The following is a 21,325-nucleotide window of genomic DNA, read 5'->3' on the forward strand; positions in this document are numbered from 1 at the left end:
TTTCCTCCTTAAATAATCTTGGGCACTTTGAAATAGCCGTCCTCAGCGTCCGGCGCGTTCATCAGTGCTTCCTCATTGGTAAACGATGTATGGGGAACGTCCTCCCGCATCACATTGTACTGCTCCACCGCATGAACCATAGGCGCCACATCGGTGGTGTCGTACTGATTCAGCTCTTCCATATAGGTCAGAATGCTGTTCATGGAATCACGCATCTTCTCCAGATCCTCCGGAGAGAATTCCAGGCGGGAAAGAAGGGCTATCTTCTTTGCTTCTTCGGTGGTAATTTTCATAGACACACTTCCTTAATCAATCATGATCTTAATCAAGCATTTATGATATAAAAAATCCTTTTCAATTATATCACACATGGAATAGGGCCGCTATGAGGGGAGGGACAGGCAGGGGGCCACTCTGTGGCCCGGGTTCAGAGGGTTCAGAAGGTTCAGAGGGTTCATAGGGAAAAGGTTCTTAAGATGGATGGGCCTTCGGCCCAAGGGTTCTTAAGTTTGACGGCCCTTTGGGCCGAGGGTTGTGGTATCGCCCTATCGGGCGATGAGTATTATAATGCCGCCTTTCGGCGGTCACGTCCACATCGAGTATCATAATCATTCTTACCCTCGTACATCCCTTCGCCACTTCGTGGCCCTCTTCCCCTAAAGGGGACGCAAGAACGTTACGGGATTTGCTTTCAGTGTCATATGGCAAAATAAACATTCTGCTGACTGGATCGCTGCGCTCGCCTCCCCCCTTTCCGGCTCCGCGGGGGGAAGGTGGTGGCGCCAGCCACCAAAGGGGGATTGCATTTCCTCGCCCGTCAGGGCGGTTGTAAAGGTTTTTTTCATAAGAGGGCGCCTTCTATAAATTTAACGGCGCCCACCACAACCCTCAGCGGCAAAGCCGCTGTCAAACTTAAGCCCCTTAAGAACCTTCGGCCCAGCGGGCCGTCAACCCTCAAGCCCGTCAGGGCTTGTCCCATTCTGTGTCATATTTCTTCTGCATATATAATTCCTTCAATGTGGCGTATCTTCTGGATGAAAAGTTCGTGTTCCCCGTGGTGAGGAACTTTGACAGTGAGGGTGGCTGCGGGAGACATGACGGATTCTCTCCTTTTATAGATGCTGAAGTTATAGACTTTGACTCCCTTGTCCCGGAGTTCTGCAATCACCTGATGAATGGATGCCAGGTCTTTGAATTCGACGTAAAGGTCAAATTCCCGGGACCGGGCGCGGAGTTTCTTGTCCATGGGCTCCAGCACCCGAAGGATGAAAATGACAAAGAGAAGGGCCAGCAGGGTACCCTTGATGAATCCGATGCCTGCGGCAAGGCCGATGCCGGCACAGACCCACAGGCCAGCAGCGGTAGTGAGGCCTTTTACTTCATTTCGCCCGGTCACAATGATGGTGCCTACACCCAGAAATCCGATGCCGCTGATGACCTGGGCTCCCATACGGGCCAGATCCGTATTGGAGGAAGGGAAGGTACGGAAAATGAATTCATTCACAATCATGGACAAAGCGGCGCCGATGCAGACCAGGGCATGGGTCTTGATACCGGCTCCTTTATTTTTATACTCCCTGTCCATACCGATAATCACGCCAGCCAGGGTGGCCAGAAACAGACGGGCTGCAATGCCGCCCATGGTCCAGGACTGGCAGAATTCGATGAATGCATCCATGATAGCCCTCCTTTCTTATATTCCTATGATTCCTTAATCAACTGACCTTCGAAGAGCTGCCAAAGCAGCGTAGAGTTCCTTAAAAGGATGGTCATTATCCTTCTCCGGCACCCAGCGGAAGAACCGTTCCCCCATGCGGAGCTCGCATCGGGTATACCGTTTGATAGGACCGTACTTTTCCCGCTCCCAGGCATCGGTATTCACTTCCATGGACTTGGTGTTTGTCACAAAGTGGGTTTGAGGAATAGTCAGAATAAAGGCGGCAGCCTTAATGAAATGGTCCGCTGCCTCTTCGGAAATCTTTCCTGATACCGTCACCGGCACCCCGCTTCGCCAGTCGCTTCTTTCAAAGGTGTGTCGGGCGAAATCAAAGACATAGTCAAACTGTCCTCCCTTCTCCGTAAGATATCCGTCGGTTACGGAAAATCGGAATTTCATACGGCCCATCTCCTGCTCCGCTTTTTCCGGACTTAATGCAGAAGAGGGAGCACTGTTTCCTATGCCTGCTTTCTTTGCTAAATCATCAAAATGGTATTCTGCCATGGATAGCTCCTTTCATAATGGACGCGCCTTTGGCGCTAGGGTTCATAGGGAAAAGGTTCTTAAGATTGACCGGCCCTTTCGGGCCGGAGGGTTCTTAAGTTTGACGGGGCCTTTGGCCCCGAGGGTTGTGGTGGCGGCTTCGCCGCAGAATAAAAACAAGGGAGCGCGGCTTTCGCCGCGGGTTGTGTAGAAGGGTTGCGAAAAAAGGTTCTTAGGATTGATGGGACCTTTCGGGCCCAAGGGTTCTTAAGTTTGACGGCCCTTCGGGCCGAGGGTTGTGGTATCGCCCTTACGGGCGATGAGTATTATAATGCCGCCTTTCGGCGGTCACGTCCACATCGAGTATCATAATCATTCTTACCCTCGTCTACCCCTTCGCCACTTCGTGGCCCTCTTCCCCTAAAGGGGACGCAAGAACGTTACGGGATTGGCTGTCTGTGTCATATGTGACACAATATCCAGTGCCACCTATTTTCTCGTTTCCCCTTGAGGGGAAGTCCCGCGAAGCGGGAAAGGGTGTACGGGGCAGAGCACCGATAGGATGCTCCATCGCGGTCCTGACCGCCAATCGGCGGCCCCCTGAGCGAAGTGATGCACAGCGAACACATTTTGCACTAGCGAACTGGATTTGTAGGGGAGCATCAGCGACCCGAAAATCCAGTGAGTCAGTGACAGCAGTGGATGCACTATGCGAACTGGATTTGTAAGGGAGCATCAGCGACCTGAAAATCCAGTAAGTCGTTTCCCCTTTAGGGCGATAAGACATAGAATAAGAATATCATAATCATTCTTCCCCTCGTCCACACCGACTTCGCTGGATGGCGTCTCACTGGATTCGCGGGTCGCTTCTCTCCCCTATGAATCCAGTTCGCTTGCACACCCTTCGCCACTTCGTGGCCCTCTTCCCCTAAAGGGGACGCAAGAACGTTACGGGATTTACTTTCAGTGTCATATGACATGATAAGCATTCTGCGGATTAGCTCGCTGCGCTCGCCTCCCCCTTTCCGGCTGCGCCGGACTTCCCCCGCAGGCGGGAGCAGAACAACCCGTGCTTAAAGTAGAGCGACTTATGAGTACATGGCTTCGCGGAGCCTTGTAGTCCCCTGTGGAGGTCCTGCATAGGACCTCCAAGTGGGGCGAAGTAAGGCGCCTAGCCTGCCCATTAAGGCGCTTTCCTTTTGCCGCCCCATCGAACTGCGGGGGAAAGGTGGTGCCGTAAGGCACCAAAGGGGGCATTTCCAACGCCCGCAGGGCGGTTGTATGGTTTTATACAAACTGGCGCCTTCTATCAATTCATAGGCGCCCTACAACAACCCTCGCCCCTAAAGGGGAAACGACTCACTATGATTTGTGCGTCGCTTTGCTCCTTCAAATCATGTTCGCTGTGCACGCCAGAGGCGCGTCAAACTTAAGCCCCTTAAGAACCTTCGGCCCAGCGGGCCGTCAACCCTCAAGCCCGATAGGGCTTGTCCATAAGAAGTCTGCGTTACGCATTGACCCTTTGTGTCATATGTGACAATACCCGTCGGTCGAAATGTCTTTTTTTATTATACAACATTCCATGAGAGAAAAATGAAAAAGCACCGGTTTTGCCGGTGCTTTCAGATTTCCTTATCTTACGCTTTTGACTTTCAAGTGTCTTTCGAGAACTCTGAGGCACATGGAGACGAAGAAGGTCATAATGAAGTAGTAGAGGGCTACAATGACCAGCGGCGGGAATGGCTGGAAGCTGATGCCCTGAATGGTAGTGGCAGTGTACATGAGGTCTGCCATGCCGATGACAGAGACCTGAGAGGATTCCTTGATCAAGGTAACGAATTCGTTGCCGATAACGGGAAGGATGTTCCTGATGGCCTGAGGTATGATGATACGGACCATGGATTCCCATTTGGAGAATCCCAGGGACATGGCGCCTTCCAGCTGGCCTTTCGGTATGGACTGGATGCCGGAGCGGACGATTTCACATTCGTAGGCACCGGAGTTGATGATGAGGGCCAGAACGCCGGCGGAGAGTCTTTCAAAGTCTACTCCCATGATCTGGAAGCTGGGAAAATGGATGCCCAGGAAAGGCAGTCCGAAGAAGACCAGGGAAATCTGCACCAGCACCGGGGTGCCGCGGATGATTTCCACGTATACTGCCGCAATGGCCTGCAGGATTTTAATGCCGGAAATCTTCATGAAAGCAAGAACAATCCCCAGCAGAAGTCCGAAAAAGCAGGACAGAATGGATATGATAATTGTGATTTTAACGCCTGACATGAATATGTCATTATATTTGACTGCCGTGTCTATGACCATTTCCATAGATGTTCATCTCCTTAAATATCAGCATGAAGCAGACGCTTCAGGAATGTCTGTGTTCTTTCTTCTTTTGGATGGGTAAAGATATCTTCCGGATTTCCTTCTTCCACAATATATCCTTTATCCATGAACACTACATGATTGGAGACGCTTCTGGCAAACTGCATTTCGTGGGTAACCACAGCCATGGTCATGCCGGCCAGGGCCACTTCTTTCATGACCGTTAATACATCGCCTACCAGCTCGGGATCAAGAGCCGAGGTCGGTTCATCGAAGAGGAGCATTTTCGGCTTCATGGCCAGGGCTCTTGCAATGGCCACGCGCTGCTGCTGACCGCCGGAAAGTTCGCCGGGATAGTAGTCGGCCCTTTCTGCCAGCCCTACCCGGGCAAGAAGCTCCATGGCCTCTTCTCTGGCCTGGTTTCTGGGAATCTTCTTAATGTGGATAGGAGCGTACATGACGTTTTCCACAGCAGTGAACATGGGGAACAGGTTAAAGGACTGGAACACCATGCCCACGTCCCGGCGGAGCATTTTCACATCCGTCTTTTCGTTGACCCTTTTCCCTTCAAACCACAGCTCCCCGCCGGTGGGTTTCTCCAGAAGGTTCAGACAGCGGAGAAAGGTACTCTTCCCAGAACCAGAAGGCCCGATAATGGTGCACACTTCACCGTTCTCAATTTTCATGCTGATATCCTTCAGCACTTCCACCTTTCCGAATGATTTCCGGAGGTGCTTTATTTCATAAATGACTTTTTTACTGTTTTCCATTTGACTCACGCCCTTCTATTTGTGAAGATTCTAGCATAAATATACAGTTAAGTCAACTATTTTCTGCATAAACTGCATAAAAAATGCATTCTCTCCATGAAAAGAGAGAATGCATATGAAAAATGGAATTTCCTTTATTTCATCGATAAAAGAACAGGTTTAAGGAAGAAGGATCCGGCTGTATTGACTGCATACGATTGGTATATACAGTATATTTATACATGCCTCAAAGGCCGAACTGTTTCTCCAGGCGGCTTCTGTAAGCCCCAAAGAGGCGGAGTGCTTCCTCCTCGTTTCTTCCCCTCAAAGAGTAGTAGAATTTAATCTTCGGCTCTGTGCCGCTGGGGCGGATAGCAAACCAGCCGCCCCCTGCAAGACGGTACTTCAGCACATTTTCTCTGGGAAGGCCGCCGATGCCTTTTTCAAAGTCCAGGGTCTCCACCGTTTCCGGAATGACCGATTTCATATCCATGGACCGGGCTTCCTCCATAATGGCTGCAATGCGCCTTCCCCCTTCCAGCCCCTTCAGGGTGTAGGAAAGGCTCTTGTCGTAGTAATAGCCGTAGGTTTCATAGAGCTCTGCCAGCACATCAGAGAGCGTCTTTCCAAGGGATTTGAAATAAGCTGCCATTTCGCAGATCAGCATGGCCGTCACCACGGCGTCCTTGTCTCTGGCGTGGGTGCCTGCCAGATATCCATAGCTTTCTTCAAAGCCAAAGATGAAATCATGGGCCGGGTTCCTCTCCCACTCCGTGATTTTCTCTCCGATATACTTGAAGCCTGTCAGCGTCTCTACCACCTGTACATGGAAACTTTCGGCAATATCAGCGGCCAGTTCGCCGGTCACCACCGTTTTCACCAGGGTAGACGCCGGAGTGAGACGGTCTTTCCCTGTGGAAAGTAAGAAATAGGTCAGAAGCGCTCCCATCTGGTTTCCGGAAATCAGGGTGAATTGACTGCCCTTCCTCACAGCAGCACCGATGCGGTCGCTGTCGGGATCCGTGCCAATCACGATATCCGCCCCTGTTTCCTTTCCAAGCCGGATGCCCAGGGACAGGGCGTCTTCATTTTCCGGATTTGGAGAAGATACAGTGGGGAAATCGCCATCCGGCATTTCCTGCTCCTTCACGATAAGAAGATCCCTGAAACCGGCTTTCCCAAGAATTTTCTCAACCGGCACACGGCCGCTGCCGTGGAGGGGCGTATACACCACCTTCAGAGGCGGCGGATTTCCATGGTAACGGGATTCTTTGAATATATTATCAATAAAGAGGTCCACCACGTCCTCTCCCAGCCAGGTGATGAGATCCTCCCGGGTCCTGTGATCGATGGCGGACAGGTCTTTCACCTTCTCCACATACTCCGTAAGCACATCAGCCTTTTTCGGCACCAGCTGGCCGCCGTCTTCCCCATAGACCTTGTAGCCATTGTACTCCGGCGGATTGTGACTGGCCGTGATGACAATGCCGCCCAGGGCGTGGAAATGACGGACTGAGAAGGAAAGCACCGGAATAGGCTCCAGTTCTTTAAAAATCTTCACAGGAATGCCGGAAGCCGTAAGGACAGCAGCCGCTTCCACTGCAAACTCCCTGGAATGGTTCCTGGAATCATAAGCAATCACCAGGCCCCGGGAAAGCTCCCCGGGATACAGGGCCTTCAGATACTCCGAAAGCCCCTTCGTGGCCCGGGCCACCGTATAGCGGTTCATGCGGTTCGTGCCGGCGCCCATGATTCCCCGAAGACCGGCAGTCCCAAATTCCAGATCCCTGTAGAACCGGTCTTCTATTTCTTTTTCATCATGAAGAGCAGAAAGCTCCTTCTTTGTTTCATCATCGGCCCAGGAGAGCCAGTCTTTATACGTTTCTTTATATCCCATATTTTTTAGTTCCTTTTTATAATTGACACGCCTGCGGTGTGAGGGTTCTTAGGATTGACCGGCCTGATGGCCGGAGGGTTCGTAAGTTTGACGGGGCCATTGGCCCCGAGGGTTGTGGTATCGCCCTTTGGGCAATGCTTATGAAGTCAGCGTTACGAGGGAGGGTTCTTAAGATGGACCGGCCCTATGGGCCGGAGGGTTCGTAAGTTTGACGGCCCTTTGGGCCGAGGGTTGTGGTATCGCCCTTGCGGGCGATGAGCATAAAGTCAGCGTTACGAGATGACCTTGCTGTACCATATGGCATGATAAGCATTCTGCAGTGGAAAACCATACAACCGCGCCTACGGAGCGAGGTCAGCCTGTTTTCCCTCGGGCGAAAGCCGTTTTATCATAAGAGGGCGCCTTCCATCAATTCATAGGCGCCCTACAACAACCCTCGCGCCAGAGGCGCGTCAAACTTAAGCCCCTTAAGAACCTTCGGCCCAGCGGGCCGTCAACCCTCAAGCCCGCAGGGCTTGTCCATATGGCGTCAGCCTCACGCCCTCCTACCGTCTCTCTGCCATAAATTCATCCAGTGCCGAGAGGGCCCTTTCTGCCAGTTTCTGATTTTTTTCTTTTTTCGGCACCCGTTTTTCCAGAGGCGGAATGAGGCCGAAATTGACGTTCATGGGCTGGAAATTTTTGCCCTCAAAGTGGGAAATGTAGTGGCAGAGGGCACCGATGGCCGTTTCTCTGGGGAATGGAATTGGCGGTTTTCCAAGGAAACGGGAAGCGGCGCTCCAGGCGGCCACAATGCCGGAAGCTGCGGATTCTACGTATCCTTCCACGCCGGTCATCTGACCGGCGAAAAAGAGGCCTTCTCTTTTTCTTGTTTCCATGGTGGCATTCAAAAGATCCGGAGAGTCCATATAGGTATTCCGGTGCATGACACCGTAGCGGATGAATTCAGCGTGGGCAAGACCTGGAATCATGCCGAACACCCGCTTCTGTTCGCCCCATTTCAAATGGGTCTGGAAGCCTACCAGATTATACATGGTATCGTCTTCATTATCCTGGCGCAGCTGCACCACGGCATAGGGGTCTCTGCCGGTTCTGGGATCAGGCAGGCCCACCGGTTTCATGGGCCCGAAGCGCATGGTATCTTCTCCCCTGGCAGCCATGACTTCGATGGGCATGCAGCCTTCGAAAACTTTTTTATTTTCAAAGCCATGGACCGGTGCCATTTCCGCCTGGCAGAGAGCTTCCCGGAAAGCCTTGTATTCTTCCTCATTCATGGGGCAGTTCAGGTAAGCCGCTTCGCCTTTATTGTAGCGGGACATGCGGTAAACCACGTCCATATCCAGAGAGTCCTTCGTCACAATGGGAGCAGCGGCATCGTAAAAATGAAATCCTTCGCCGCCGCAGAAATTTTCAATATCCTCTGCCAGAGCCCCTTCGGTCAAAGGCCCTGTGGCAATAATGACGATGCCCTCCCGGGGGATGGCAGTCACTTCCTTTTCCACAAAGGTCACCAGAGGATGGTCCTTCACCAGACGGGTCACTTCCCTGGCGTATCCCATGCGGTCCACGGCCAAAGCACCGCCGGCAGGCACCTGGTGGCTGTCGGCCGCCTTCATGATGACCGAATGAAGGCGGCGCATTTCTTCTTTTAAAAGCCCCACTGCATTGGTGAGGGCGGCAGCTCTTAAGGAATTGCTGCACACCAGCTCCGCAAAATAGGATGTATGGTGGGCAGGGGTCTGTTTTTGGGGTCTCATCTCTACAAGAGTTACAGGAATCCCCATTTCCGCCAGCTGATAAGCAGCTTCACTGCCTGCCAGACCGGCGCCGATGACTGTTATATGATCGTTCACTTTTCTTCTCCTATATGACATGCCCTTTCGGGCATGAGGGTTGACGGGACTTCGTCCCGAAGGTTCTAAAGGTTCGTAAGTTTGACGGCCCTTCGGGCCGAGGGTTGTGGTATCGCCCTTACGGGCGATGAGCATAAAGTCAGCGTTACGGGATGACCTTGCTGTACCATATGGCATGATAAGCATTCTGCAGTGGAAAACCATACAACCGCGCCTGCGGAGCGAGGTCAGCCTGTTTTCCCTCGGGCGAAAGCCGTTTTATCATAAGAGGGCGCCTTCTATAATTTAGAAGCGCCCACCACAACCCTCAGCGGCAAAGCCGCTGTCAAACTTAAGAACCCTCGGGGCGATAGCCCCGTCAAACTTTAGAACCCTCAAGCCCCACAGGGGCTTGTCCATCTAACTAGCTCACTCTTTCGTTTCCTTTTCTTTTCCCTTTTTCTTTTTCGGATTCGTTGGACAGTCGGGATTTGAGCAGAAAATGAGCTCTTTGCCGTTTTTATAGGTCTTTTTCACCATAATAGAGCCGCAGGTGGGGCAGAACTGGTCCACCGGTTCGTTCCACAGGGCCATATCGCACTGGGGATAGCGGCTGCAGCCGTAGAAGGTACGGCCTCTTCTTGTTTTTCTCTGCACCATATGGCCTTCATGGCACTTGGGACAGGTAATGCCGGTATCTACCACGATGGCTTTATTGGCATTGCATTTCGGACATTTCAGGTATCTTCCGTAGGGTCCTTCCCGATACACCATGAGAGTGCCGCAATGATCGCATTTCACGTCGGACACTTCTTCCGGTCCCTGAAGAACACTGTAGGGTTTGATATTCCGGCAGCTGGGATAGTTGGGGCAGGCCAGGTACTTGCCGTAGCGGCCCATTTTTACAATCATGTTGGCACCGCACTTTTCACATTTCACATCGGTTACTTCCTGGCTTTCCTGCTTTTCCTTATCCGCCTGACTGTTGGCTGCTTCCAGTTCCTTATCGAAGACCTTGTAGAAATCGGTCATCACCTTTTTATACGTAGCATGGCCGTCGGCGATTTTATCCAGCCAGTTTTCCAGATTGGCCGTGAAATCTACATTGATAATGCCTTCGAAATATTTTTTCAGCAGGTTTGTCACTTTAAACCCGATTTCCGTAGGCACAAACTGCTTTCCTTCCTTCACCACATACTTCCTCTTCTGGATGGTATCCAGAATGGGGGCATAGGTGGAAGGACGGCCGATGCCCTTTTCTTCCATAGTCTTGATAAGGCTGGCTTCGGTGTACCTTGGCGGCGGCGTGGTGAAATGCTGCTCCGCTTCCGTTTTCACATGGGTCACCTTTTCACCCTTCTTCAGAGGCGGCAGGGAAGCGTTTTCCTCCCCATCCCCCTTCTTTTCCTTTGCCGGCTGCATAATGGTAAAGCCGTTAAAGAGGACATGGCTCCCGCTGGCACGAAGGGTGCAGCGGCCGCTTCCCAGAAGGGCAGTGATGGTCATCTGGATCTGGGGAGCCATCTGGCTGGCGATGAAACGGTTCCAGATGAGGGTATAAAGCCTGAGCTGGTCCCTTGAAAGCACGGATGTCAGGGCATCCGGCGGAAATTCCAGACTGGTGGGCCGGATGGCTTCATGGGCATCCTGGGCCTTCTTTGATTTCGCAAACACATTGGGTTTGGGAGGCAGATACTCCTCGCCGTACACCGTTTCAATGTAAGGCCGCACCTGGGCGATCATTTCATCGGAAATACGGGTGGAGTCAGTACGCATATACGTAATGAGCCCTACATGACCATGGCCGGGGATTTCGATACCTTCATAAAGATTCTGGGCCAGCATCATGGTTTTCCTTGAATTGAAATTGAGACGATTCACCGCATCCTGCTGCATGGTGGACGTAGTATAGGGCGGCTTGGCCTTTCTCTGCTTCCGGGAACGGGTCACAGAAAGGACTTCTGCTTCCTTTCCTTCCATGTCGGCCACTGCAGCGTCCGCTTCTTCCTTGCTGTGAATGGAAGCTTCCTTCCCATCGATCTGCACCAGCTTCGCCTTGAAGGATTCCGAATCCGCCTTCTTGTACAGTCCCTCTACGGTCCAGTACTCTTCCGGCTTGAAAGCCCTGATTTCCTCTTCCCTTTCGCAGATGAGACGGGTAGCCACAGACTGCACCCGCCCTGCCGAAAGGCCACGGTAAATCAGCTTCCACAGCCAGGGAGACAGCTTGTAGCCCACCAGCCTGTCCAGCACCCGCCGGGCCTGCTGGGCATCTACCCGGTTCATATCGATGGGGCCGGGATGTTTGATGGCCTCCTTGATGGCAGGCGGCGTGATTTCATGGAAAGCAATGCGCACATGATCTTCAGGATTCACATCGAGGAGCTTGGACAAATGCCAGGAAATCGCTTCTCCCTCACGATCAGGGTCCGTTGCCAGAAGGACAGTCTTTGAGCGGTTCGCTTCCTTCTGCAGATCCTTGATAATAGACTCCCGCTCAGCGGAATCCACATACTCCGGCTTGAAGCCATTCTCAATATCTACCCCCAGCGTCTTCTGCGGCAGATCCCGGAGATGGCCCTTCGATGCCATGACCTTGTAGTCAGGCCCCAGAATCCTCTCTATGGTTTTCGCCTTCGCCGGTGATTCCACCACCACCAGCGTCTTCCCCTTGGGATTCGGCTTCCTCTTAAACAGCACCGGTGCCGCAGCCTTCGCCTTTCGGCCCCGTTTCTTCTTTTCCAGCGTAATCGTTCTTGTAATAGGCAAATCTATTTCCTCCTCTGTTACTTCAAGGAAAAAATATGAAAACCGGAATCCCTGCCTTCAAGCAGGAAGCACCGGCTCATATAACACTCCCGGCCTGGCCGGAAGCTTCATCTTCATCTTCATAAGTCATATGTAATTATATAAGAAAAAAAGAAAATGGCAAAGGGAAATTTAGTGAACTGGGTACTGGGGGCTCGGGACTGGAGACGGGGGATTAGGAACCGGAAACTGGGGGCTAGGGCAATGGGTCTCTTCTCACAAGATTACTGCCCTATGACTACATACCTCCCGGGACCGGTCTCTTTGATGTATCCCTTCAGCTGGAGACGTAAAAGCAGCATAGTCAGCCTGACTACGGAAAGGCCGGACTGCTGGAGAATATCCTCTGCCTGTACTTCATTTTCTGTACAGCAGAATTTGTATACCATTTCTTCTTCGAGAGTCAAAGACTCTTTACCCGGTTTTTCTGTCTTCTCTTCCTGTTTTTCCCATCCATATTCAGATAGAACATCTTGGAAAGAAGTGCAGCAGATGGCACCATTACGAATCAGTTGATTTGTCCCTTTGCAGGATGGAATATAAATACTGCCGGGAACAGAAAAAACGTCCCTTCCTTCTTCCAGAGCAAAGTCAGAAGTAATGAGAGATCCACTTCGTTCAGCCGCTTCTACAACAATCACACCACGACACATACCGGCTATGATTCGATTCCGGGCAGGAAACTGTCTTCCCAGAGGAGGAGTGCCAAGAGGATATTCAGAAATAATGGCGCCTCCCGCTTCTACGATTTGATGGAAGAGATTCCTGTTTTCCGGTGGATATACCCTGTCCAGTCCGAAGGCCGCCACTACAATAGTAGGTGCCCTGCCTGCCAGCGCCCCTTCATGGGATGCGCTGTCTATTCCTCTGGCACCGCCGGAAACAACAGTAATTCCCTCTTCTGCCAGCCCTCTGGCAAACCGTCCGGCTGTCTGCACACCATAGGCGGTAGCCTTTCTGGAACCTACGATGGCTATAAGCTTTTCGTGATCCGGAAGTTTCCCTCTGTAAAAAAGAACTGCCGGTGGATTAGCGGTAGTTCTAAGAAGAGCCGGGTAATCCTCTTCTTCCCACGTACAGCACCGTATATGGTTTTGAATCAATTTTTCCATAACCGCATCCGGGTTTGTTTCGTGACGCCATGCAAGAAAAGCCGCTTCTCCATTACCATGAAGCACATGGGATTTACGAATATCTTCATCCGACGCTTTCCATACATCTTCTGCCGTATGAAAGAATTCAATGAGTCCCCGCATACGTTTGGCTCCCAGCCGGGGACATCCTGGCAGAGCCGCTGCGTATTTGTCCATGGTTACCTCCGAGGAATCATATTTCTATAGCTGATAGCTTCTGCCACATGAGAAGCTTCAATACCGGCTTTTCCATCCAGGTCAGCCACTGTACGGGCTACTTTGATAATCCTGTCATAACTTCTGGCAGAAAGATGGAGCTTTTCAAATACTTCCCGAAGCATTTCCGTGCCATCCTTATCCAGGTGACAAGTTTCTTTCAACTGTCGATGTCCCATTTGCGCATTATTCTGCATGTGCCAGGGAGCAAGTCTTTCTGCCTGCACGCGGCGGGCTTCTTCCACCCTTTTTGCAATATCTGCTGAAGCTTCCCCTTTTATCGTAGCTGTTAATTCGCTGTACTTAGGCCGCTGCACGGAAACATGAAGATCAATACGATCCAAAAGAGGACCGGATATTTTTCTTCCATAACTTCTGATTTCGCCATCAGTGCAGGTGCAGGGATGATCCGGATCTCCCAGATAACCGCAGGGGCAGGGATTCATGGCGGCAATAAGAATAAAATCAGCAGGATAGGTAAAGGATGCATTAACCCTGGAAATATGGACTTCCCTGTCCTCCAAAGGCTGCCGAAGCACCTCCAACACAGAACGTGGAAATTCAGGAAGTTCATCCAGGAAAAGTACACCCCTGTGAGACAAAGTCACTTCGCCAGGGCGGGGAATGGTTCCGCCGCCAATGAGTCCTGCCATAGAGATTGTATGATGAGGGCTTCTGAAAGGTCTCTCTCTCATAATATCTTGCGCTTTAAAGAGCCCAGCCACACTGTATATCTTCGTCACTTCCAGCGCTTCTTCCCTGGTCATTGGCGGGAGAATGGTCGTTATGCGTCGGGCAAGCATAGTCTTGCCTGATCCGGGCGGCCCTGTCATAAGCACATTATGGGCACCGGCAGCTGCTATTTCCATGGCCCTCTTAGCCATAACCTGTCCCTGCACTTCCGCAAAATCCACATCACTGACAGGAGGGCGCTCCGATTCATGACGTACTGCCGGAGCCATGGGATGGTGACCAGTCAAAAACTCAATCAGTTCTCGTAATGTTTCTGGCCCATACACCTCAATATTCTCACATAGAAGAGCTTCATTCGTCACCGAAGGCGCCATAAAGAAACGGGATACTCCTGCTTCCTTCCCTGCTAAAACCATGGACAGAATCCCCGGTACTGGGCGAATTTCACCCTTCAGCGATAATTCCCCAATGAAAATAGTATTTTGAAAACATTCAAGCGGTACTTCACCGCTGGCGGCCAGAAGACCCATGGCAATAGGCAGATCCAAACCAGACCCGTCTTTCTTTAAATCTGCCGGTGCTAAATTCACAGTCACCTTATCTACCGGAAAATGATATCCCGAATTACGTATGGCCGAATGAACTCGTTCTTTAGACTCCTTGATAGAAGCTGCCGGAAGGCCCACAATATCGAAAGCAGGAAAGGCTTTATTAATATCTACTTCCACGCCGATGACATGACCATTCAGGCCAAAGGTCGTTGTTCCCAGTACCTTAGCATACATATGAATCCCTCCAAGAAAATAAAATATTAAAATGCATTTCTTGTATGGCGGAATTTGGTTTCCCCTTCCCGAGATACCATAACCTCTACAACATCAAAACGAATATGTGTGTCCTCTATCCTCCGTTTCATTACATATGCTCTGGCTCCCAGGCGAATATGCCTCTGCTTTGCAGGATTCACCGCCTCCACCGGTTCTCCATACCTGCGATTATGACGGCTTTTCACTTCTACGAAGACCAGTGTACCACCATCATTCATAATCAGGTCAATTTCACTATGGGCTGTTCTGAAATTGCTATCCAAAAAATGATATCCTTTTTGTTCTAAATACTGTCTGGCCAATTTTTCTCCAACACGACCGAATGATGTCTTCTCCATAAGGTGCTCCCATTCGTTTAAAACAATATTCAGAAAATAAAAGAAAAGGTAATAAATAGCATTCTGATTAATTCCGGTTAGTTAAGTACCGGACATAAGCTGTGAAATAAACATTGATAGTTATCTGCCAATTCCTATTCCCCCCTATTGTAAAAGCAAACGAAGCTATCCGTCAATGAGTTTAAGGAATGTATCATAAAAACATATGGATAGCGGAAGTGCTATTCTTTTCAATCATGCTTTCCCTATTTCAGCAAATAAAAAGCCTCCCCGAAGGGAGGTTTTTATTTGGTATACCGATTATTTCTTTGCTTTTTTAGCTTTTGCTTTCTTTACGTTGACTTTTTCTTTCAGCTGTTTGGAAACGCGGAATGCCGGGGTCTTGGATGCGGGGATCTTGATTTCAGCCTGGGTGGAGGGGTTGTGGCCTACACGGGCTTTGCGCTGACGGACTTCAAAGGTACCGAAGCCGATGAGCTGTACTTTGTCTCCCTTTACGAGGGCGCCCGATACTACATCAAGGACTGCTTTGACAGCCTTTTCAGCATCTTTCTTTGTCATTTCTGCTTCCTGGGCTACTGCTGCGATGAGTTCTGTTTTGTTCATAACTAAACATCCTCCTTTAATAATTGACGGTTGAACCGCCTTTAGTTCCAATGGGAAGGTTTTTGTGCCATGAAGTCTTTCCACCGCTGCAGGGTTTCTTCCGGGCTCATGTCAGAAAGGTTCTTTCCCTCCTGCATGACGAAGTCTTCAAACGAATGAAGCCGGCTCATGAATGCTGTATCAGAGCGGTGCAAAGCCAGTTCCGGCTCGATTCCTTTTTCCTGCAGATAATGGACCAGGTGGAAGAGGAAAGCGCCTGCTTTCTTTTCCCTGTCCATTTCACGGTCATCTTCCAGAAATTGGGAAATCTTTTGTTTCATGTCCGCCGGAAGGTCTTCAGGGAATAAGAGGTTCTGAAGCCCGTTGGAACTAACTTTCTTTTGAATTATACACGTTAAAAGCAGACTTGGCAAGCCTTTGGGCACGCCGGAAAGCAGATATTTCCTGTTTTTTTCAATTCTTTTACGTTTTTCCCACTCCCGGGGTGCCGAAAGGGTGCTGTCTTTGCCTGTTTTGTCAAAGACGAAGGGATGGCGGCGCACCATTTTGTCTTTCACGCCGTCTGCCACGTCCTGCATGGTGAAGAAGCCTTCTTTTTCCGCCAGCGCCGCGTGGAAGAGGATCTGAAAGAGCACGTCCCCCAGTTCTTCTTTCAGGTTGTCCATGTCTTTCCGGTCGATGGCATCGATAACTTCATAGACTTCCTGGATGAAATAGGTGCGCAGGGTCTCATGGGTCTGGGAGCGGTCCCAGGGGCAGCCTCCGGGGGCCAGAAGGCGGTGCACCGTATTGTCCAGGGCGGTGAGGTCATAGGGAGATGCATCCCGAACTTTGGCTTTCCGGCTGTCGAAGAGGATGGTTTCCGGCCATGAAGGCCGGCGGGTTTCCATTTCCCTGGCGGTTACACGAAGGATATTTCCCTCTCCAAGGATAATGAGGGAAGCATCTTCTTCATAGGCCGCAAGAAGCCTTTTGACAAGGATTTTTCCCTCTTCCGGGCAGCAGTCCCGAAGGATGAGCAGATGGTCCATATGAAGGGGAATGGAAGCGGCTTCCCTGCCGCTGACTATGGTGAAGCTGTCTTCTCCGGAGAGGAGTCCTTTGTCTTCCAGAAGTTCTATCAGTTCTTGTCTTTCCATTTTCCTACCTCCACCCGTTGATGAGGGATTGTACTTCTTTGAAAATACGGCCGGCATGGTAGCCGTCACATACGGCATGATTCACTTCCAGGGCCAGGGGCATGTAGTAATGGCTTCTCTTCCGGTGGAGCCGGCCCATGGTGTACATGGGGAAGAAGTTTCCGGGAGTTTTGGGAAAGCTGAGATGGAGGGATTGGAAGGGCACCCAGGGAATGACAGACACGGGGAAAAGGTTGGCCGGCCGGTCAGGTTTCCCGAAGAGGCCTTTCACTTTTCCGTAACGGGCCTCGTCGGCCTCGTAGGAGGCAAGGAAGTCATCATAGGTTTCACTGTACTCTGTCCACAGGCTGGAGAAGGTGTGGTCATCCTTGTGGAAAATGGTGTAGCTTGGGTGTACCACATCATAGTACCCCAGCTCCCCTTTCTCGTTAAAGCTGATGCGGTAGCGTTTATGGCGGTTTTCCACCACCGAAAGGAAATAGAGCATGGCGGGATAGGGTCTCTCTTTGCGCTTCATCACAGGCGTTACGTCCAGATTCAGGGTCATGCTGTAGAGGCAGGGCACTTCATGAGAGAAGTAGGAGAAATATTCCTCCCTGTCCCAGCGGCTCCTGTCGATGGGTATAAATGTCATGGTATATCTCCTTTCGGTGATTCTCTATGATTATACTATACCATATGGATACGCCTTTGGCGTAAGGGTTCTTAAGATTGATGGGCCCGAAGCCCCGTCAAACCTAAGAATCCACACGCCCGCCAGAGCGTGTCAATAAAAAACGGCCGAATGGCCGTTTTTTATTCTATCCCATAGATGCGAAGTCCGTTTTTTCTTGTTTCTTCCACTACTTTTTCCACGGTCAGTCCCTTGAGTCTTGCGATTTCCCGGGCCACGAAGATGACATTGGCCGGTTCGTTGCGTTCTCCTCTATGGGGAGGCGGTGTCAGGTAAGGGCTGTCGGTTTCTATAAGGAGGTGGTCCAGGGGGATGTCCCGGGCCGCTTCTTTGAGACGGCGGCTCTTCGGGAAAACCAGGGGACCGGCGAAGGAGATATAGAATCCCAGTTTCATCATTTCTTCCGCCGTTTCCAGGCTGCCGGAGAAGCAGTGCATAATACCTCTCATGCGGCTGCTTCTGTGCTCTTTCAGTATGGAAAAGGTGTCGCCGTGGGCTTCCCTGTCATGGATCAGGAAGGGAAGGTCCAGGTCTTTGGCCAGTTCTATCTGACGGCCAAACCATTTTTTCTGGGTTTCCTTATCGCTGTAGAAGAAGTGGTAGTCCAGGCCGATTTCGCCGATGGCTTTGACTTTAGGCGATGATTCCGCCAGGTCCCCTATTTTCTTCAGTGTTTCTTCGTCGGCATTCTTTGTTTCGTGGGGATGAATGCCCAGGGCTGCATAGACAGGGCTATAAGTTTCTGCCAGATGAAGGGCTTTCAGGCCGGTTTCATAGTTTTCAGAGGGAATCACCACGAAGCTCACCGCCTCCAGGGTGCGGGAAAGGACTTCATCCCGGTCCCGGTCGAAGGCTTTGTCGTAAAGGTGGGCATGGGTGTCGAAGGGTTTCATTATTTGACCTTGCTGCCGGCAGGCATATCCACGAAGGGCACCTTGAGCGCTCCATCTTTGGAGGCTGCCAGGATCATGCCCTGGGATTCGATGCCCATCAGTTTGGCCGGTTTCAGATTGGAAACGAAGATGACATGTTTTCCGATGAGGTCTTCGGGCTTGTAGTATTCGGAAATACCGCTCACCACGGTTCTCACATCATCGCCGCCCAGGCTGACGGTCATTTTGATGAGTTTCTTGGATTTCTTGACTTTTTCTGCCGTCAGGATTTCAGCTACCCGAAGGTCTGTTTTGAAGAAATCGTCAATGGAAATCGGGTTTTCAACTTCTGCCTTCTTTTCTTTGGCAGCTGGTTTTGTTTCTTCTTCCTCTTCGATTTCAATGCGCGGGAAAATCTGGTCTCCCTTATGGGTCATGGTGCCGTCGGGAATACCGCCCCATACCAGATCTTTGTAGCAGGCATTCTTGAAATCGGCAAGCCCCAGCTGGTTCCAGATTTTTTCAGCGGCAATAGGAATCACCGGTTCGGAAAGGAGGGATACAAAGCGCAGGCCTTCGCAGAGGTGGTAGAGCACCGCATTCAGGAGATCCTTCTTTGCGGGATCTTTGCCCAGAGCCCAGGGCATGGTAACGTCGATATACTTGTTCAGGGAGCGGATATAGGTCCATACGGCCTTGATGGCATCATTGATCTTCCAGTTGTCCATGCCGTTTCTGAAAGCGGAAAGGGCTGCTGCCGCATTGGCTTCCACTTCTCTGGAAGCTTTATCGATGACGGGATCTGAAGAGGCATCGCCTTTATGGAGAACGCCGCCGTTGTACTTGTCCACCATGGACAGGGTGCGGTAGAGCAGGTTGCCCAGGTCGTTGGAAAGGTCGGAGTTAATGCGGGCAATGAGACGGTCCCGGCTGAAGTTGCCGTCCTGTCCCAGCTGGATATCGTTTAAGAGGTAGTAGCGGATGGCATCGGAGCCGAATTCGCGAAGCAGCGGAATGGGATCGATCACGTTGCCCCGGGACTTGGACATTTTTTCGCCGTCCACAATGAGCCAGCCGTGGCCATAAACCTTCTTCGGCAGTTCAATGCCCAGGCTCATCAGCATAATGGGCCAGATAATGGTATGGAAGCGGACGATTTCCTTCCCCACCAGATGGACATCAGCAGGCCAGAATTTCTTGAATTTTTCCGGATTGTCCACAATGCCGGCAGCGGTCAGGTAGTTGACCAGGGCATCGAACCATACGTATACCACGTGTTTGGGGTCGAAAGGCACCGGAATGCCCCAGGTAAAGCTGGTGCGGGACACGCAGAGGTCCTCCAGGCCGCTCTTCACGAACTGGATCATTTCGTTTCTGCGGGACTCGGGCTGAATGAAATCGGGATGTTCTTCGATATATTTCATCCAGCGGTCTGCATACTTGGACATTTTGAAGAAATAGGCATCCTCGCTTACCCGCTGCAGAGGACGGCCGCAGTCCGGGCATACATGGTCCGGTGTCAGTTTGTTTTCCGGCCAGAAGGTTTCATCAGGAATGCAGTACCAGCCTTCGTACTTGCCAAGGTAAATGTCTCCCTTGTCATAGGCCCGCTGGAAAAGCATCTGTACCACTTTCTTATGACGTTCTTCAGTGGTACGGATGAAATCATCGTTGGAAATATTCAGTTCTTTCCAGAGCTGCTTGAAAAGGGCTACAATCTTATCCACATACTGGATCGGCGTAACCCCTGCTTCCTCCGCTTTCTGCTCGATTTTCTGGCCATGTTCGTCGCTGCCGGTCAGAAAGAACACATCATAGCCGTCAAGCCGTTTGAACCGGGCCATGCTGTCGGCAATGGACGTACAGTAGGTATGTCCGATATGCAGCTTCGCACTGGGATAGTAAATGGGGGTGGTAATATAATATGCTGGTTTTTCACTCATAAAAAAGGCCTCCTGCATTGTATTTAAAAAGAATATTCCTCTTTAGACTGCAATATTCTTAATTATAACACAGAACAGCAGAATAAACAGATAATGACGGGAAAATTATGGACACGCCTTCAGTATAAGGGTTGACGAGGCTTCGCCCGTGGACACGCCTGCGGCGTGAGGGTTGACGGGGCTTCGCCCCGAAGGTTCTTAAGGTTCTTAAGTTTGACGGCCCTTCGGGCCGAGGGTTGTGGATTGCCGCTCTGCGGCAATGCTTATAAAGTCAGCGTTATGAGGGAGGGTTCTTAAGATGGATCGGCCCTATGGGCCGGAGGGTTCGTAAGTTTGACGGCCCTTCGGGCCGAGGGTTGCGGATTGCCCTTCGGGCAATGCTTATGAAGTCAGCGTTACGGGATTGGCTTTTCGGTATCATAGGGCTTGATTGACATTCTGCTGAATTATCTGCCTTCGGCAGATACACCCCCTATCCGGGCTGCACCGGACTCCCCCCGCAGTTCGGTCGGTCAATCGAAAGGAAGGCCCTTTTATGGGCAGGCTAAGGGCCTACTTTGACCGACTTGCACATCCTATGCAGGATGTGCACAGGGGCAGAATAAAGCTAACGCATAGCGAAGAATAAAGTCCCCCCGCCGGGGGGAAGGTGGTGGCGCCAGCCACCAAAAGGGGTGCATTTCCAACGCCCGCCAGGGCGGTTATATGGTTTTATACAAACTGGCGCCTTCTATCAATTCATAGGCGCCCTACAGCAACCCTCGCCCCTAAAGGGGAAACGACTCACTATGATTTGTGCGTCGCTTTGCTCCTTCAAATCATGTTCGCTGTGCACGCCAGAGGCGCGTCAAACTTAAGCCCCTTAAGAACCTTCGGCCCAGCGGGCCGTCAACCCTCAAGCCCCAAAGGGGCTTGTCCATAAGGCGCCAGCCACCAAAGGGGGATTGCATTTCCTCGCCCGCAGGGCGGTTGTAAATGTTTTTTTCATAAGAGGGCGCCTTCTATAATTTAAAGGCGCCCACCACAACCCTCAGCGGCAAAGCCGCTGTCAAACTTAAGAACCCTCGGGGCGATAGC

General features: G+C 51.2%; 16 protein-coding genes. All 16 read right to left on the reverse strand.

The window, feature by feature from the left end; genetic code table 11:
- Positions 1 to 8: 8 nt before the first annotated feature.
- The 16 genes from gatC to metG all read right to left on the reverse strand — a co-directional run bounded on the left by gatC (position 9) and on the right by metG (position 20,248).
- Positions 9 to 293 carry an Asp-tRNA(Asn)/Glu-tRNA(Gln) amidotransferase subunit GatC gene (gene gatC, locus NW747_RS09250; protein ID WP_008858878.1) on the reverse strand — a complete coding sequence of 95 codons (285 nt, stop codon included), beginning with the start codon at positions 291 to 293 and terminating at the stop codon, positions 9 to 11.
- Positions 294 to 985: 692 nt separating this feature from the next.
- Complete coding sequence (locus tag NW747_RS09255; RefSeq protein ID WP_273187068.1) at positions 986 to 1,678, reverse strand: MgtC/SapB family protein; 693 nt, start codon at positions 1,676 to 1,678, stop codon at positions 986 to 988.
- Positions 1,679 to 1,711: 33 nt separating this feature from the next.
- The gene (locus NW747_RS09260; RefSeq protein WP_273187071.1) at positions 1,712 to 2,221 is read right to left on the reverse strand and encodes a hypothetical protein; all 510 of its coding nucleotides are present in this window, start codon (positions 2,219 to 2,221) and stop codon (positions 1,712 to 1,714) included.
- A gap of 1,611 nt (positions 2,222 to 3,832) precedes the next feature.
- A complete protein-coding gene (locus tag NW747_RS09265; RefSeq protein ID WP_008858875.1) occupies positions 3,833 to 4,525 on the reverse strand; it encodes an amino acid ABC transporter permease in 693 nt (230 codons plus the stop codon).
- Between the two features lie 14 nt (positions 4,526 to 4,539).
- The gene (locus NW747_RS09270; RefSeq protein ID WP_273187073.1) at positions 4,540 to 5,292 is read right to left on the reverse strand and encodes an amino acid ABC transporter ATP-binding protein; all 753 of its coding nucleotides are present in this window, start codon (positions 5,290 to 5,292) and stop codon (positions 4,540 to 4,542) included.
- Positions 5,293 to 5,518: 226 nt separating this feature from the next.
- Positions 5,519 to 7,168, reverse strand: coding sequence for a phospho-sugar mutase (locus NW747_RS09275; RefSeq protein ID WP_273187075.1), 1,650 nt, complete (start codon positions 7,166 to 7,168; stop codon positions 5,519 to 5,521).
- A gap of 545 nt (positions 7,169 to 7,713) precedes the next feature.
- Complete coding sequence (gene trmFO, locus NW747_RS09280; protein ID WP_273187078.1) at positions 7,714 to 9,021, reverse strand: methylenetetrahydrofolate--tRNA-(uracil(54)-C(5))-methyltransferase (FADH(2)-oxidizing) TrmFO; 1,308 nt, start codon at positions 9,019 to 9,021, stop codon at positions 7,714 to 7,716.
- 408 nt (positions 9,022 to 9,429) lie between these two features.
- Complete coding sequence (gene topA, locus NW747_RS09285; RefSeq protein ID WP_273187081.1) at positions 9,430 to 11,769, reverse strand: type I DNA topoisomerase; 2,340 nt, start codon at positions 11,767 to 11,769, stop codon at positions 9,430 to 9,432.
- A gap of 263 nt (positions 11,770 to 12,032) precedes the next feature.
- Entirely contained in the window at positions 12,033 to 13,118 is a 1,086-nt protein-coding gene (gene dprA, locus NW747_RS09290) for a DNA-processing protein DprA (RefSeq protein WP_273187084.1), read from the reverse strand.
- A 2-nt stretch (positions 13,119 to 13,120) separates the two neighbouring features.
- Positions 13,121 to 14,635: a YifB family Mg chelatase-like AAA ATPase gene (locus tag NW747_RS09295; RefSeq protein WP_273187086.1), complete on the reverse strand. Its 1,515-nt coding sequence runs from the start codon at positions 14,633 to 14,635 to the stop codon at positions 13,121 to 13,123.
- A 26-nt stretch (positions 14,636 to 14,661) separates the two neighbouring features.
- A complete protein-coding gene (locus NW747_RS09300) occupies positions 14,662 to 15,015 on the reverse strand; it encodes a YraN family protein (protein WP_273187089.1) in 354 nt (117 codons plus the stop codon).
- 300 nt (positions 15,016 to 15,315) lie between these two features.
- A complete protein-coding gene (locus NW747_RS09305; protein ID WP_273096853.1) occupies positions 15,316 to 15,621 on the reverse strand; it encodes an HU family DNA-binding protein in 306 nt (101 codons plus the stop codon).
- A 41-nt stretch (positions 15,622 to 15,662) separates the two neighbouring features.
- Complete coding sequence (gene mazG, locus NW747_RS09310; RefSeq protein WP_273187092.1) at positions 15,663 to 16,760, reverse strand: nucleoside triphosphate pyrophosphohydrolase; 1,098 nt, start codon at positions 16,758 to 16,760, stop codon at positions 15,663 to 15,665.
- A gap of 4 nt (positions 16,761 to 16,764) precedes the next feature.
- Entirely contained in the window at positions 16,765 to 17,394 is a 630-nt protein-coding gene (locus NW747_RS09315) for a chloramphenicol acetyltransferase (RefSeq protein WP_273187094.1), read from the reverse strand.
- A 161-nt stretch (positions 17,395 to 17,555) separates the two neighbouring features.
- Entirely contained in the window at positions 17,556 to 18,326 is a 771-nt protein-coding gene (locus NW747_RS09320; RefSeq protein WP_273187097.1) for a TatD family hydrolase, read from the reverse strand.
- Positions 18,326 to 20,248 carry a methionine--tRNA ligase gene (gene metG, locus NW747_RS09325; protein ID WP_273187099.1) on the reverse strand — a complete coding sequence of 641 codons (1,923 nt, stop codon included), beginning with the start codon at positions 20,246 to 20,248 and terminating at the stop codon, positions 18,326 to 18,328. The genes NW747_RS09320 and metG overlap by 1 nt, the downstream gene beginning before the upstream one ends.
- Positions 20,249 to 21,325 lie beyond the last annotated feature (1,077 nt).

The sequence above is a fragment of the Dialister succinatiphilus genome (genome assembly GCF_928721695.1).
Lineage (GTDB): Bacteria > Bacillota > Negativicutes > Veillonellales > Dialisteraceae > Dialister > Dialister succinatiphilus.

Excerpts from the sequence above, each read along its gene's own strand:
- NW747_RS09270 (WP_273187073.1), bottom strand. The coding sequence starts at position 5,292 with ATGGAAAACAGTAAAAAAGTCATTTATGAAATAAAGCACCTCCGGAAA.
- NW747_RS09265 (WP_008858875.1), bottom strand. The coding sequence starts at position 4,525 with ATGGAAATGGTCATAGACACGGCAGTCAAATATAATGACATATTCATG.
- mazG (WP_273187092.1), bottom strand. The coding sequence starts at position 16,760 with ATGGAAAGACAAGAACTGATAGAACTTCTGGAAGACAAAGGACTCCTC.
- NW747_RS09315 (WP_273187094.1), bottom strand. The coding sequence starts at position 17,394 with ATGACATTTATACCCATCGACAGGAGCCGCTGGGACAGGGAGGAATAT.
- NW747_RS09295 (WP_273187086.1), bottom strand. The coding sequence starts at position 14,635 with ATGTATGCTAAGGTACTGGGAACAACGACCTTTGGCCTGAATGGTCAT.
- NW747_RS09260 (WP_273187071.1), bottom strand. The coding sequence starts at position 2,221 with ATGGCAGAATACCATTTTGATGATTTAGCAAAGAAAGCAGGCATAGGA.
- NW747_RS09320 (WP_273187097.1), bottom strand. The coding sequence starts at position 18,326 with ATGAAACCCTTCGACACCCATGCCCACCTTTACGACAAAGCCTTCGAC.
- dprA (WP_273187084.1), bottom strand. The coding sequence starts at position 13,118 with ATGGACAAATACGCAGCGGCTCTGCCAGGATGTCCCCGGCTGGGAGCC.
- NW747_RS09255 (WP_273187068.1), bottom strand. The coding sequence starts at position 1,678 with ATGGATGCATTCATCGAATTCTGCCAGTCCTGGACCATGGGCGGCATT.
- gatC (WP_008858878.1), bottom strand. The coding sequence starts at position 293 with ATGAAAATTACCACCGAAGAAGCAAAGAAGATAGCCCTTCTTTCCCGC.
- NW747_RS09305 (WP_273096853.1), bottom strand. The coding sequence starts at position 15,621 with ATGAACAAAACAGAACTCATCGCAGCAGTAGCCCAGGAAGCAGAAATG.
- NW747_RS09275 (WP_273187075.1), bottom strand. The coding sequence starts at position 7,168 with ATGGGATATAAAGAAACGTATAAAGACTGGCTCTCCTGGGCCGATGAT.
- metG (WP_273187099.1), bottom strand. The coding sequence starts at position 20,248 with ATGAGTGAAAAACCAGCATATTATATTACCACCCCCATTTACTATCCC.
- NW747_RS09300 (WP_273187089.1), bottom strand. The coding sequence starts at position 15,015 with ATGGAGAAGACATCATTCGGTCGTGTTGGAGAAAAATTGGCCAGACAG.